Annotated in this window: 14 protein-coding genes and 1 tRNA gene; all 15 read left to right on the top strand. The window is 43.1% G+C overall.

The genetic code is table 11. The annotated features are described in order from the left end of the window. The first annotated feature begins 11 nt into the window (after window positions 1-11). Window positions 12-521 carry a YqeG family HAD IIIA-type phosphatase gene (locus G630_RS0104025; RefSeq protein WP_026497828.1) on the top strand — a complete coding sequence of 170 codons (510 nt, stop codon included), beginning with the start codon at window positions 12-14 and terminating at the stop codon, window positions 519-521. A 20-nt stretch (window positions 522-541) separates the two neighbouring features. Next, window positions 542-1,930: a shikimate dehydrogenase gene (aroE, locus tag G630_RS0104020; RefSeq protein WP_049946080.1), complete on the top strand. Its 1,389-nt coding sequence runs from the start codon at window positions 542-544 to the stop codon at window positions 1,928-1,930. An 11-nt stretch (window positions 1,931-1,941) separates the two neighbouring features. Beyond that, window positions 1,942-2,379, top strand: a complete 438-nt coding sequence (locus tag G630_RS0104015; protein WP_022761670.1) for a type II 3-dehydroquinate dehydratase — start codon at window positions 1,942-1,944, stop codon at window positions 2,377-2,379. A 64-nt stretch (window positions 2,380-2,443) separates the two neighbouring features. Then, window positions 2,444-3,001 (top strand): elongation factor P, encoded by a 558-nt coding sequence (efp, locus tag G630_RS0104010; RefSeq protein ID WP_022761669.1) that lies wholly within the window; start codon window positions 2,444-2,446, stop codon window positions 2,999-3,001. A gap of 106 nt (window positions 3,002-3,107) precedes the next feature. Continuing rightward, entirely contained in the window at window positions 3,108-4,040 is a 933-nt protein-coding gene (locus G630_RS23330; RefSeq protein WP_049946078.1) for a DUF5688 family protein, read from the top strand. Window positions 4,041-4,070: 30 nt separating this feature from the next. Continuing rightward, window positions 4,071-4,142: transfer RNA gene (locus tag G630_RS0104000), tRNA-Arg, on the top strand. Window positions 4,143-4,187: 45 nt separating this feature from the next. Further along, on the top strand, window positions 4,188-5,645 hold the full coding sequence (locus G630_RS0103995; protein ID WP_196805747.1) for an SH3 domain-containing protein: 1,458 nt from the start codon (window positions 4,188-4,190) through the stop codon (window positions 5,643-5,645). A gap of 110 nt (window positions 5,646-5,755) precedes the next feature. After that, entirely contained in the window at window positions 5,756-6,742 is a 987-nt protein-coding gene (locus tag G630_RS0103990) for a Gfo/Idh/MocA family protein (protein WP_022761666.1), read from the top strand. A gap of 159 nt (window positions 6,743-6,901) precedes the next feature. Beyond that, on the top strand, window positions 6,902-8,236 hold the full coding sequence (gene gdhA, locus G630_RS0103985) for an NADP-specific glutamate dehydrogenase (RefSeq protein ID WP_022761665.1): 1,335 nt from the start codon (window positions 6,902-6,904) through the stop codon (window positions 8,234-8,236). 147 nt (window positions 8,237-8,383) lie between these two features. Next, entirely contained in the window at window positions 8,384-9,913 is a 1,530-nt protein-coding gene (locus G630_RS0103980; protein WP_026497824.1) for a Na+/H+ antiporter NhaC family protein, read from the top strand. A 236-nt stretch (window positions 9,914-10,149) separates the two neighbouring features. Further along, the gene (locus tag G630_RS24535) at window positions 10,150-10,311 is read left to right on the top strand and encodes a hypothetical protein (protein WP_155831926.1); all 162 of its coding nucleotides are present in this window, start codon (window positions 10,150-10,152) and stop codon (window positions 10,309-10,311) included. Between the two features lie 237 nt (window positions 10,312-10,548). Continuing rightward, entirely contained in the window at window positions 10,549-11,703 is a 1,155-nt protein-coding gene (locus G630_RS23325; protein ID WP_049946077.1) for a GDSL-type esterase/lipase family protein, read from the top strand. 10 nt (window positions 11,704-11,713) lie between these two features. Next, window positions 11,714-12,238, top strand: coding sequence for a DUF4358 domain-containing protein (locus G630_RS23320; protein ID WP_196805746.1), 525 nt, complete (start codon window positions 11,714-11,716; stop codon window positions 12,236-12,238). Between the two features lie 164 nt (window positions 12,239-12,402). Continuing rightward, window positions 12,403-13,662 carry an MBOAT family O-acyltransferase gene (locus G630_RS0103960; protein WP_330361224.1) on the top strand — a complete coding sequence of 420 codons (1,260 nt, stop codon included), beginning with the start codon at window positions 12,403-12,405 and terminating at the stop codon, window positions 13,660-13,662. Between the two features lie 15 nt (window positions 13,663-13,677). Beyond that, window positions 13,678-14,865: a DHHW family protein gene (locus G630_RS0103955; RefSeq protein WP_049946075.1), complete on the top strand. Its 1,188-nt coding sequence runs from the start codon at window positions 13,678-13,680 to the stop codon at window positions 14,863-14,865. Window positions 14,866-14,897 lie beyond the last annotated feature (32 nt).

Genomic DNA, 14,897 nt, shown 5'->3' with positions numbered 1-14,897 from the left:
TAGTTTTCTCTATGAGACACTTACTTTATCCGAGCGAGATCTCGGAATCAACCTATTTAATTCCATTTGACAGATTATATGATGAGGGCTACAGAGGGGTTATTTTTGATATAGATAATACCCTTGTTCCGCACGGAGCGCCGGCTGATGAGCGCGCTGTAGAGCTTTTTGATAAGCTTCATGAGTTGGGATATCAGACAATGCTGCTATCAAATAATAAAGAGCCCAGAGTAAGCCTTTTTGCGGATGCTGTGGAATCGGGATATATATACAAGGCAAACAAGCCCTTCCTTTCAGGCTATTTTAAGGCCATGGAGAAGATGGGAACCGGTCCGGATAATACTTTGTTTGTGGGTGATCAGATTTTTACTGATGTCTGGGGAGCAAACAGAGCCGGAATGCATACGATTCTTGTAAAGCAGATAGATAAGAAGGAAGAGATTCAGATCGTTATTAAAAGGTGGTTTGAAGCAATCGTTCTCTTCTTTTACAAAAAGCATGTAAAGCGCATGGAAAAATAGAGTACCACTTGGAGGCTGATATGGGAAAAGACATAAAGGGTACTACGAGAGTCTGCGGACTTATAGGTAATCCCGTTCATCATACGTTGTCGCCAGCTATTCATAATACATTGAACGAGCTTACGGATACGGATATGGTATACGTGCCCTTTGAGGTGAAGGGTGAAAATGTTGAGGCGGCGGTAAAGGGGGCATTGGCTCTTGATGTTCTGGGGCTTAATGTTACGATTCCGCATAAGAGTGCAGTTATTCCTTTTCTTAAGGAGATTGATCCTGTTGCAGAGAAAATAGGTGCTGTAAATACTCTCGTCAGAACTGAGGATAACACCGGTTTTAAGGGATATAACACGGACTATACAGGGCTTCTTAGATCTTTGAAGGAAGAAAATGTAAGCCTTTCGGGGCAGTCGGTTATTATACTGGGAGCCGGAGGAGTTGCAAGACCGGCGGCATTTATGTGTGTGAATGAAGGCGCTGCAGAGGTCTATATTCTAAACAGAACCTTTGAGAGGGCGGCTGATCTGTGCGCTGATGTCAATGGATACGCCGGAAAAGATATTGCAATTCCGATGGAGCTTTCGGCATATAATGAGCTTCCTTCAGACAAAAAGTACATCTGTATGCAGATGACTCAGGTGGGACTTTTTCCTGAATCGGATAAGGCGGTAATAGAGGATCCTTCTTTCTATGAAAAGCTGAGCACCGGATTTGATGCAGTTTACAGACCGCTTAATACACAGTTTTTGCAGAATTGCAAGAAGGCGGGGGCAAAGAGCATATCCGGACTCAGGATGCTTTTGTATCAGGGAATAGACGCCTATGAAAAGTGGAACGGCATAAAGATCACACGAAACCAGAGTGAGACAGTATACGGGAGACTTCTCGGGGAACTTATGGATGGGCAGAATATTGTGCTCACCGGTTTTATGGGAAGCGGAAAAAGCACAGTCGCCAAGATGCTGTCAACAATGCTTGGATATGAGCTGCTTGATTCCGATTCGGAGATTGAACATCAGCAGAGAACCACGATCAGTTCGATTTTTGAGCATCAGGGTGAAGGTGCTTTCAGGGATATGGAGACAGAGTATATAAAGCAGCTCCTCGAAAGCGAAAAAAAGCGTTTTATTCTTTCGGTTGGAGGCGGACTTCCGCTTAAAGAAGTAAACAGAGAGTTCCTTAAAAAGATAGGTAAGGTCATTTTTCTAAAAGCAAAACCCGAGACTGTCTATGACAGGATCAAGGATGACAGAACCAGACCACTTCTTAAGTCCGATGATGTTTTACAGAAAATAAAAGATCTGCAGAATGAGAGAAGAGCGGTTTATGAGGATGCAAGTGACATCGAGATCGATACGGATGCGATAGATGCTTTGCAGGTTGCAAATGAGATAATAGAGAGACTGATTTGAGGATTACGAAAATGAAGCTACTAGTTATAAACGGACCCAATCTTAATTTTCTTGGCATAAGAGAGAAAGCGGTATACGGCAATGAGGATTACGATTATCTTGTTAAAATGATAGAGGATAAGGCATCTTCATGCGGAGCGGACGTTGAAGTATGGCAGTCGAATCACGAAGGAGCGATTATCGATAAGCTGCAGGAAGCATATTTTGACGGCACAGAGGGAATTGTCATAAACCCCGGAGCATATACTCATTACAGTTATGCGATACATGATGCTCTAAAAAGCCTTGAAAATATCATCAAGGTGGAAGTGCACATCTCCAATATAAAGGAGAGAGAGGACTTCAGGGCGAATTCCGTCACCGCACCCGCCTGCGATAAACAGATATACGGACATGGACTTCAGGGATATCTGGAGGCAATTGATTACTGCATGAAAAAAAGTTGTTGAAAAAAATATAACATTAGTATAATATAATCTAGTTGTTTGATTTGTATTAATTAGGAGGATTTTTATGATTTCTGCAAGTGATTTCAGAAACGGTATGACCATCGAGATTGATGGCAATGTATGTCAGATTATAGAATTCCAGCATGTAAAACCCGGTAAGGGCGCAGCATTTGTAAGAACAAAGCTTAAGGATATTATCAACGGCGGTGTTAAGGAGACAACTTTCCGTCCTACAGAGAAGTTCCCTGCAGCACGTATCGATCGTAAGGATATGCAGTATCTTTATGCTGATGGTGATCTTTTCAACTTCATGGATAACGAATCCTATGAGCAGATCTCTCTTACAAAGGATCAGGTAGGCGATTCAATGAAATATGTTAAGGAGAATGAGACCGTTCAGGTTAACTCATACAATGGCAACGTATTTGCTATTGAGCCTCCGCTTTTCGTAGAGCTCGCTATTACTGAGACAGAGCCCGGCTTCAAGGGTGATACAGCTACAGGTGCTACAAAGCCTGCTACTGTTGAGACAGGTGCTGTTGTTCAGGTTCCGCTTTTCGTTAACGAAGGCGATGTAATCAAGATCGACACAAGATCAGGAGAATACCTCTCCAGAGTATAATTACCGTTCATCTGAAAAAATTGTATTTATAGACTTGTAAGGCAATGAAAGAAAAAATGATATCTTTCATTGCCTTTTTGCGTGTTTAGGTAAAAAAGGAGAAATAATGAATAAAAACAATTTTTTTAATGAGGTAAGAGACAAGGCAGCAGAGTATTATGAGGGAAAAGGAAAGGTTTCCATGCATGAGGTGGACAAAAATAACGGACTAAAGAAAATGGGAATTTGTGTAACTCTTGTTGGTGGGAACTGCGGACCTACGGTATATCTTGATGATTTTTATGAGGAGTTCCTGAAGGGAAAGTCTTTCGGCAGCGTTTTTAATGATATAATAAGGGTGATCGACCAGCATCTTGTGGGCGAAAAAGTTGATTTTTCATTCTTTTCGGACTTCGACCTTGTCTGTGACAAGATTTGTTTCAGGCTTGTCAGTTCGAAGAGAAATAAGGAAAAGCTTAAGGAAATTCCGCACAGGCTCATGGAGGATCTTGCGGTAACCTATTTTGTTTCGCTCTCTGCAATGGGGATTGAGGGAAGCGTTGCTGTAAATAACGAGATTATGAAAATCTGGGATGTTACGGAAGAGGATCTCTTTGAGGCTGCTTTGGATAACACCCCAAGATTATATCCTGCTGAGATTGTACCTATATATGATTATTTGGAAAAGCAGGGAGGACAGAACTGCTGTCCCGGTGATGTATTTGGATATGACTCTTATTTTGAGGGGTTGCTGGTAGCAAGTAACGAAAAATTAACAAACGGAGCATCGGTAATCCTTTATCCGGAGCTTCTTAAGGAAGTGGCTGAGCACTTTGGATCGAATTATTATATTCTACCATCATCAGTACACGAGGTGATCTTTGTTAAGGAACTATTTTCACAGGATGAGCCCGGAACACTTGAATATATGATAAAAACTGTAAACGCAACATGCGTTTTGCCGGAAGATGTGCTGTCGGACAGCCTTTATTACTACGACAGGACGCACGAAAATAATATAAAAAAGGTTGAACAGGTCAGAGATACTATGGTATTATAGTCGGGTACGTAATAAATCTGTAACAATTTTGCACCCGTAGTCTAATGGATAGAACGGAGGCCTCCGACGCCTTTAATGCAGGTTCGATTCCTGTCGGGTGCATCTTTTGTCACAGAAAGGATATAGAGTTTTATGAATTTTAAGGGTATGAATTTTAACAAAAAGAGTAGTAAGCCGGAGAATCCTTTCGCTGCTATGGATAAGCGCAACTTCTGGGAATTTATCTCTGACAATAAGAAGCTTGTGATGCCACTGGTGCTTGTTGTTGCGGTAATTATTACAATTGTTATAGCACTTAAGGCCAATAACAGAGCTGTGCCGACAGAGGCAGAGGACGCGCAGGTTACAATCGATGAGAATGGAAGCTATATTGTTCCGGAGGTAGATCTTGAGAAGAATGCTCATGAGGATGTTAATGCGCTGATGAGCACATACTTTAACGCTTATGCAGCAGGAGATATGGAGACGATCAAGTCGGTTTATACGGGACTTGAATCAACAGAGGAGCTTAGACTCAAGGAGGTATCGAAGTATATCACCGGAATTCCTACCGTAGATGTTTATACCAAACCCGGTCCTGTTGACGGAAGCTATGTTGCTTACGTGTACACTGAGGTTTTATTTGACGGCTATGACACAGCACTTCCCGGAATGCAGACTATGTTTGTTTGTACCGATGAAAACGGTAAGCTCTACATCAATGGTGATGTAGTCGATGATAAGGTTACTGAGTATATCAGCAACATTTCTCTTCAGGCTGATGTTGTTGATCTCAACAATACTGTTGCTGATGATTACAATAAGATTATTGCTTCCAATGAGGCGCTTGCTACTTTCCTTTCCGATATGAGTGCCAGCATCCAGGTATCTGTAGGAGAGGCACTTGCAGCTATTGAGTCCGGAGATACATCAATGCTTGAAGCTGCGAACCAGGAGAATCCTGAGGGTGCTGAAGCTGCGGCAGAGAATCCTGAAGGCGAAACTGCTGAAGGTACTGAGGCCGGAGAAGCTACCGAAGGAGCTGAAGCTGCCCCGGCTGAGCAGGAGCAGCCCGCTGAGGAACAGCAGCAGGTGGTTAAGAAGATCAAAGCGACAGACGTAATCAATATCAGAAGCTCTGATTCCGAGACAGCCGATAAGATTGGCAAAACAGAAAAGGGACAGGAGTTCACACAGCTCGAAGCACTTGCAAATGGCTGGAGTAAGATTGAGTATAACGGCGGAACAGCTTATGTAAAGACCGAGTACTTCGAGGAAGTAACTGAGGATCAGGCAGCTGCAGATACCCAGACCGAAGAGAATACCGAGACTCAGACTGAGGAAAAGAAGGAAGAGCAGACAGAAGAAAAGACCGAGGAAAAGAAGGAAGAGAAGCAGGAAGAGCAAACAGAAAGCGCATCAGTCAGTGTCTATGATAAGGGTAAGATGCAGGTATCAGAGGCTGTTAAACTCCGTAAGGGACAGGGAACAGATACTGATATCGTAACAACCATCTATGCCGGAGACTTTGTTGATGTTAAGGAACAGTATGCGAACGGCTGGGCTAAGGTTGAATATAACGGCAAGAGCGGTTATGTAAAATCTGAATTCCTTAAAAAAGAATAAGGATATGGTATAATTAACATTGGCGCGTAGCACTGACAGTGCTGCGCGTTTTTTTAACAGAAGGTTATCTCCGATGAGGAGCAGTTGGCACGAAGTGCCGGGCGAGGGAAATGGGAATGATATTTGATAAGAAAAAAGTTGGAATACTTGGAACAGGCGAGATTGCCAGAATTATGGCAAAGACACTTTCAGGAATGAGAGGCGTTACATGCTATGCCGTAGCATCGAGAACCAAGGAGAAGGCCGAGAGTTTTGCCAAGGAATTTAAGATTAAACATTTTTACGGCTCGTATGAAGAGCTTTGTCAGGATCCCAAAATTGATCTGATATATGTGGCAACTCCGCATTCTGCGCATTATGAGAATGTTAAGCTGGCACTTGAGAACGGTAAGAATGTTCTTTGCGAAAAGGCATTTACATTAAATGAAGAGCAGGCGAAGGAACTATTTGACCTTGCAGCAAAGAAGGATGTGCTTCTTACAGAAGCTATGTGGACAAGATTCCTTCCTCTTGCGGGAAAGCTTAAGGAAGTTATTGCAAGTAACGTCATCGGGGAAATCTCGATGGTAATGGCTGACCTTAGCTATAACATAGCGTGGAAACAAAGAATCCAGGATCCTTCACTCGGAGGAGGAGCTCTTCTTGATCTTGGTGTATACGGACTTACTTTTGCTTCAATGATTCTGGGGGAAGATATAACTGATATAAAGAGCCAGGCTGTGCTTGGTGATACGGGAGTTGATATCCAGGATACCGTGTCACTCAAATATCGCAGCGGGCAGATGGCGGTTGTTACCTGCTCGGCAACATCCTTTGGTCCATGTAAGGGAATAATATACGGTGCAAACGGACATATTGAAGTACAGGATATTAACAACTTTTCAGAGATTGTTGTATATAACAATGCCGGAGAGACAATTGCGCATTATAAGAAAGAGAAGCAGATAACCGGCTATGAATATGAAATTGAGGCAGCGTTTAAGGCGCTTTCCGAAGGCTGGAAGGAGTGCCCGCAGATGCCTCATGCGCTTACTCTTAAGATAATGAATATGATGGATTTTATTAGGGACCAGACAGGTGTGAAGTTCCCGCAATAATATTTTTATCGGTTTAAAGCAATAAAGTGCTTGACGATTTTTAATCTCTGTGGAATAATACTTGTCAGACAGTGGTGTCTACGCAAGGGAGCGTAAAGACCTATAAATCTTTACGCTCTTTTTTTGTACACAATTTTAATTTTTTAGGAGGAGCAAAAAATGTCTTACGTTGATGAAGTCTACAATTATGTTGTTGAGAAAAACCCCGCACAGCCGGAATTCCATCAGGCTGTAAAGGAAGTACTTGATTCACTCAGAGTAGTTATCGATGCTCATGAGGATGAGTACAGAAAGGATGCTCTCCTTGAGAGACTTTGTACTCCCGAGAGACAGATTCTTTTCAGAGTTCCGTGGGTTGATGATAAGGGACAGGTTCAGGTTAATAACGGATTCCGTATTCAGTTTAATTCAGCAATCGGACCTTACAAGGGAGGACTTCGTTTCCATCCTTCAGTAAATCTTGGTATCATCAAGTTCCTTGGCTTTGAGCAGATCTTCAAGAATTCACTTACAGGTCTTCCGATCGGCGGCGGTAAGGGTGGTTCCGACTTCGATCCCAAGGGTAAGTCAGACAGAGAGATCATGGCATTCTGCCAGAGCTTCATGACAGAGCTTTTCAGACACATCGGTGCTGATACAGACGTTCCTGCAGGTGATATCGGTGTAGGCGGACGTGAGATTGGATTCATGTATGGTCAGTACAAGAGAATCCGTGATACATACGAAGGCGTTCTTACAGGTAAGGGCCTTACATACGGCGGATCACTTGCTCGTACACAGGCTACAGGTTATGGCCTTCTTTACCTTACAGAGGAGCTTCTTAAGTGCAACGGCTCTGATATCAAGGGTAAGACAGTAGTTGTTTCAGGTGCAGGTAACGTTGCTATCTACGCTATCGAGAAGGCACAGCAGCTCGGTGCTAAGGTTGTTACATGTTCTGATTCCACAGGCTGGATCTATGATCCCGAGGGAATCGATGTTGAGCTTCTTAAAGAGGTTAAGGAAGTTAAGAGAGCACGCCTTACAGATTATGCTGCAGCAAGAAAGTCTGCTGAGTATCATGAGGGCAGAGGCGTATGGAGCATCAAGTGTGATGTTGCTCTTCCTTGCGCAACACAGAACGAGCTTCTTCTTGAGGATGCTAAGCAGCTTGTTGCTAACGGATGTATCGCTGTTTGCGAAGGTGCTAACATGCCTACAACTATCGAGGCTACAGAGTACTTACAGCAGAACAAGGTTATGTTCGTAGGTGGTAAGGCTGCAAACGCAGGTGGTGTTGCTACATCAGCTCTTGAGATGAGCCAGAACTCCGAGAGACTTAGCTGGACCTTCGAAGAGGTAGATGCAAAGCTTAAGAGAATCATGGTTGACATCTATCACAACATTGACGATGCTGCTAAGAAGTATGGTCAGGAAGGCAACTATGTTGCAGGTGCTAACATCGCAGGCTTCCTTAAGGTTGCAGAGGCTATGAAGGCTCAGGGTATCGTTTAATAAAAAGAATGATATTGTAGCTTTTATACATTAAAGCGATATAGTATAATCAAATAAAGAAACATCGAATACCGCACCAGAGAGTTCTGCTGCGGTATTCGCATTATATATGAAAAAAGTGAAAATTTAAGGAGGAGGGGAGTAAAAATGTTTGTTAACAGTTTTTGGGCTCTTTTGCCGGCTATTATCGCGATAGCTCTGGCGCTGATCACCAAGGAAGTTTATTCGTCGCTATTCGTAGGAATTCTCGTGGGTGGTCTTCTCTACACCAATTTCAGTTTTACTGCTACAATGCAGCATGTTTTTGTGGATGGAATGATCGGACAGCTCTCCGATGGGTGGAATGTCGGTATTCTGATATTCCTTGTAGTTCTCGGAAGCATGGTAATGCTTATGAACAGAGCAGGCGGATCTGCAGCTTTTGGAAAATGGGCAACTACCCATGTGAAAACCAAGACAGGCGCGCAGCTGGCGACAATAGCACTTGGCTGTCTGATTTTCATCGATGACTATTTCAACTGCCTTACAGTTGGTTCTGTTATGAGACCGCTTACAGATAAGCACAAGATATCAAGGGAAAAGCTGGCATATCTAATTGATGCAACTGCAGCTCCCGTGTGTATTATTGCACCTATTTCTTCCTGGGCAGCCGCTGTAACTGGCTTCGTTGATGGTGCTAACGGACTTACACTTTTTGTAAGAGCTATTCCGTATAACTTCTATGCACTTTTGACAATAGTAATGATGCTTACTCTTACTTTTGGAAAAATAGAATTCGGTCCCATGAAAAAGGCTGAACTCAGAGTAGGCGGTAGCGCTGATAAGGACAGCGAGAAGAATAAAAGACACTCCAGTATGACAGGTGCGGAAGATCAGCCTACTCCGCCTGTGTCCGTGAATGGCCGGGTTATTCATCTGGTACTTCCCATCATTACACTGATTGTGTGCTGTGTTATCGGAATGATCTATACCGGTGGATTTTTTGAAGGTACAAACTTTGTTGATGCTTTTGCAGGATCAGATGCTTCTGTAGGTCTTGTGTATGGTTCGGTGGTAGCCCTTGTCATTACGATTATCTTTATGGTTGCTACAAAGGTACTCAGCTTTACAGAGTGCATGAATGCTATACCTGAAGGTTTTAAGAGCATGGTGCCCGCTATTATGATTCTGACCTTTGCATGGACACTTAAGTCAATGACAGACTCCCTTGGAGCTGCTGAGTATGTCGGAGGTCTTGTGGCCAATATTGCAGACAAAGATGCGCTTATGAGTTTGCTCCCTGCAATTGTTTTCATAATCGGAGCATTTCTTGCGTTTGCGACCGGAACATCATGGGGAACCTTTGGTATCCTTATTCCGATAGTTGCTAAGGTCTTCGGATCTGATATGGGCAATGAGCTTATGATCATCTCGATTTCAGCCTGCATGGCAGGAGCTGTTTGCGGAGATCACTGCTCACCGATTTCCGATACGACGATCATGGCGAGTGCAGGTGCTGAATGTAAACACATAAATCACGTTTCAACGCAGCTGCCTTACGCGATAACAGCAGCAATAGTATCCTGCGTTGCATATATAATTGCAGGATTTGTACGTAACTGGATAGTATGCCTGATAGTTGGTGTTGGACTCATGATTTTTACTGTATTTGGAATACACGCTGTTACAAAAGAATAAATGATATTTCGTTTCAATAATTCGTGAAATTTAAGAAATAAAATTTTAAGAATTTCTTAAGTTTTTGTTCCTTGATTGGAGACGGCCAATACTTTAATATTAACCTTGCATCTGAAACACAGAAGTCTTTATCTGGGGGGAGAAAGTTCTGCAAATGTTTTTTCAGAACGCAGAAAAAGGCAGACAGGTATTCAGAATCTGATGGTGGGGACCTTCGGATTAGCAAGGAGAAAAGTATGGAATGGAAAAAAGCGTTTGACCGAATCATGGATCAGCTGTACAATCACCCGGAAGAAATGAGGACTAAACTTCTCGGAAAGTACAATACTCCTGCTGTGGCAGGACAGACAGAGGGGAAAACAGCAATTGAGTTATTGCAGAGCTTACAAAGAGGCTGAGTTTTAGGGCAGATTTGTAAGCAGATGAATATAGAAGAAGTACACCGGTCGGATTTCATAATTCGGCCGGTTTTATTTTTGATTTTACTGAAAAAATAACTGTTACTGTCGGCGTATTTTTGATAAAATGTAATGTATGTGTGGCGACAGGTTTTGATTATAACCACATTAAATTATGCTGCATAAGGCAGATATTCTGCCAAAGATGATGTTTTTCAAGAGAGGATTTTTATAAAGGTGAAATTTGGGAAATTAGCTGGACTTCTGGCTGTGGTCGGAGTTTCTGTGAGTTTATGTGCCTGCGGAGCAAAAAGTCAGCCTGATGAAGGCGATACCGCAGAGAACACATCTATTTTTCAGAAGATAGATAGTGAGAAGAGCGCCGCTGCAGAGGAATCTGACAGCCCCGCGGAAGAGGTTTCCACTCAGATAGTCGTGGAAGCAGAAGAGGTTTCTTCTCAGGATACAGAGAAAACGAACGAGAGCACTGAAGAAATCAGTGCAGACGAGCAGGTCACCGATGATGCCGGTGAGGCTGTTAGTGGGGAAGAGACAGAGCAGGAAGGTAATGCCGCGAGTGAGGGCGGTGATGAAGTGGCTTCTGAGGGCTCTTCAGATGATGTTTCTGTAGATGTTGCTCCTGCAGATGATACTACTGCTGAGAATACTTTAGGAAGCGGATTTACTGCATCCTATGATCTTCAGACGCTTCAGAATATGCATTATTCCGACGAACAGATGGAACAGATTCGTCAGTTCTATGAAAATACGGTATTTGCGGGAGATTCGGTTCTTCTGGGATTTAGGAATTATTCGGCCAGGAGCTCTGATCCGATGCTTACACAGCTGCAGTTTCTTGCAGCAGGATCGCTTTCGCTTCATAACGCGTTCTGGCCTGTAAGTGAGAAAAGTGTACATCCGCTATATCAGGGAGCGCAGCATCCCATCTGGGAATCAATGCAGATGATGGGAGCGAAGAAGGCTTTCCTGTTTTTCGGAATAAATGATGTCAGCTATGATATTGATGAGTCTGTGGCTCTTTATCCCCAGCTCGTTGATAAGATCAGGGAATTATCTCCCGATATGGAGATTAACATTATCAGCGCAACCTATACGCTTAAGGATTTGGGCAAAGGTAAACTGAATAATACGAATATCGCAGCCTTCAATCAGGCAGTTCATGAACTTGCAAATCAGAACGGTTGGGGCTATATTGACATGGCGACAGTTCTTTCCGACGGACAGGGCAATCTGTTACCCGAGTATTGCAGTGATGGATTCCTGCATGAGAGTAAGTCTGCATATAATGTCTGGACACAGATGCTTGTAAGATACGCGGCTGAGAGGCTCGGACTTCAGGAGACACCGGTGGATGATACTGCGCAGCAATAAGGAGGATGTTATGAAAAAAAATTATCTTAAAGTTATAGGAGTGGCAGCACTCACAGCAATGCTTTGCATTACAGGATGCGGCGGCAAAGGTACAGATGCTTCAGGCGCCGATACTGAGGCAGGACAGGAGGCAGCTGCAACACCTCTTAAGGCATCAGAGATCTATGAGAAGATCAAGGGAGCTTATACACTTCCCGAGATGTATGAAGCTGATGATGACTGGCTTATGAACTACTACGGAATTGATGCATCAATGCTTTCAGATTACGTTTTTGCTGAGGCTGATGAGGTTCATGCAGACCGCGTTATTATATTAAATGTTGCAGATGAAGCTAATGTTTCTACAGTTGAGGAGAAGCTTGGAGCTGTCCTTGAGCAGCTTTCTTCACCTGAGATGCTCGACTATCTTCCTGATCAGGCAGACATCATTAAGGCTGCAAGCATCAAGAAACAGGGCAATGCATTATACCTTGTTATTTCTTCCGACGCCGATGGCATCGAGGAAATCATTAAGAATGGTCTCATGGGTAAATAAGAAAGTAGCGTTTTATGGTATTTAGTAGTCTTACATTTTTATTCTTTTTTTTACCGGCATTTTTGATTTTATATTATGTAATTCCCGGCAGGGCGAAGAATTTCGTCCTGCTCATTTTTAGTCTGCTTTTTTATGCCTGGGGAGAACCAATCTATATTCTTCTGATGCTGTTTTCTTCATTTGTTGATTACACGGACGGACGACTTCAGGAGAGATTCGCTTCTTCTCTAGTGAAAAAGCGCGTATGCCTTGTGATAGCGCTTCTTATTAATTTCTCACTGCTTGGATATTTCAAATATGCGGATTTTTCCGTTGGCATCTGGAATGCGCTGACACCGTATGATGTAAAGCTCCCGGGTGTGGCTCTTCCAGTGGGTATAAGCTTTTATACCTTCCAGACTGTAAGCTACTCAATTGATGTATATAAGGGCCGTATTAAGGCTGAAAAAAACTATCTGGACTATCTTACCTATGTTTCGATGTTTCCGCAGCTTATTGCCGGTCCTATTGTGCGTTTTTCAACAGTTCAGCAGGAGATTCACAGTAGGGAAATATCAGAGTCCGGTTTCGTATCCGGTATGAAGCGTTTTATTCTGGGACTTCTTCGAAAGGTTTTGATCGCCAATCAGATCGGAGCTCTTTGGGATACTATTCGTGTGGCTGACGGCATTTCTATAGTTACGGCATGGCTTGGACTTTTGTGCTTTACACTTCAGCTTTATTACGACTTTAGTGCATACAGTGATATGGCTATAGGTCTTGGACAGATGCTGGGATTCCACTTCCCTGAGAACTTTATCTATCCGCTTAGCTCAGTTTCAGTTACGGACTTTTGGCGCCGCTGGCATGTGTCACTTTCAACCTGGTTCAGAGATTATGTGTATATTCCTCTTGGTGGAAATCGAGTAGGCATGGTCAAGCATTTTCGGAATATCTTTGTGGTATGGTTTTTGACAGGCTTATGGCACGGAGCTTCCTGGAACTTCGTCCTCTGGGGATTGTATCACGGAACACTTCTTACACTGGAGAAATTCATCTGGGGAAAATGGCTTAAGAAGCTTCCTATGGCGCTGCAGCATTTGTATGCAATTATTATAGTTATATTCGGCTTCGGAATTTTCACCTTTGATAATCTGTCTGAGATGGGAACCTATTTCGTTAAGCTTATAGGCATCCCCGGCAATCCGTTGTTCGGAACAGAGTTCTGGTGGTACACCGGAAATTATCTGCCGGTTTTACTTGCGGCAATAGTGCTTTCATTTCCTGTGTATCCCGCTTTTGTGAAAAAAGTGGAGGGAGCGGGAACCACTGCGGTGAATGTGGTGAAAACCGTTGGTACTGTACTTATGGCAGGTTTGTTTATTCTTGCAATATCCAGCCTTGTGAAGGATACCTATAATCCGTTCCTATACTTCCGTTTTTAATTTTGAGGTATTGATGTGAGTAATAATTCAGATAAAAAAAAGATAGGCATTCTCGACCGCATTCCGGTATATCTTATTTGTGCGGTGACCTTGTGCTTTATAATCGTGTTTTTTGTTTCTGAGAAAAAGACCTTTTCTCAGAATGAAAATCGCAAGCTGGCACAGATGCCCGAATTCAACTTTGAAAAGATAAAAAGCGGTGACTTTACCAGCGGCTTTGAAACCTTTGTGGCAGATCAGTTTCCTGCCCGTGATGCATTCATGCGTCTTATGGCTGAGGTTGAGAGGATAACCGGAAGGAAAGAGATTAACGATATTTATCTTGCGAAGGATGGCTCTCTTATTGAGAGGTACAAGTATCCTAAGAATACGGCAAAGCAGATTGATCAGTTTTCAAAGCTGGCTGTAAATGTTGAAAATGCCAGATGCATGCTGATGATGGTCCCGACTGCGGTATCGGTTTATTCCGACCTTCTGCCGGAAAATGCAAACGATCCTGATCTTCAGCAGCAGATAATATCAGATATTTACTCAGCAGCATCTGATAAGCTTCAGAAAATAGATGTTTCGACAAGGCTTAAGGATGAAGCGAAGAAGACTGTTTCAGAGCCTCTTACAGAGGATGTCACAGGCAACAGGCTGTTTTACCGTACAGATCATCACTGGACTACCTACGGGGCATATATAGGCTATGAGGCTTTCTGTGAAGCAGCAGGACTTACGCCCGTTCCGCTTTCTGAGTATAAAGGAGAGGTTGTATCGGAGAATTTCAAGGGGACAATATACTCCAAGCTTAATGATCCGTATTTCGGTGCGGACAGGATTGTTTCTTACAGCTATCCGGACTGGAAGCTTAGTGTGGAATATTCGGATACTGAAGAAGTGACCGATACTCCTTACAATAAGGAATATCTGTCCGAGAAGGATCAGTATTCCTACTTCCTTAACAACATTCATCCCATGATCACCATCACCAATGATGCGGTGCAGGATGGGGCGATAGCACTTGTTAAGGACAGCTATGCTAACAGTATTGTTCCGTTCCTTCTTGCACATTATCATACTGTCTATGTGTTTGACACCCGCTACTATAAAGGCGGACCGTCCAAGTTTATAAATGAGCACCCCGAGATATCTGATGTACTTATTCTGTATAATATGAACACGATTGATAATGATACAGGTATAGGTGGTATCTTCTAAGTATCAAAAAAGCTCCCGTGAACTCTTTGATG

The sequence above is a fragment of the Butyrivibrio sp. WCD2001 genome (genome assembly GCF_000424485.1).
GTDB lineage: Bacteria > Bacillota > Clostridia > Lachnospirales > Lachnospiraceae > Butyrivibrio.
The sequence above is the reverse complement of the archived record's forward strand: the minus strand, read 5'-3'. Positions and strand labels throughout refer to the sequence as shown.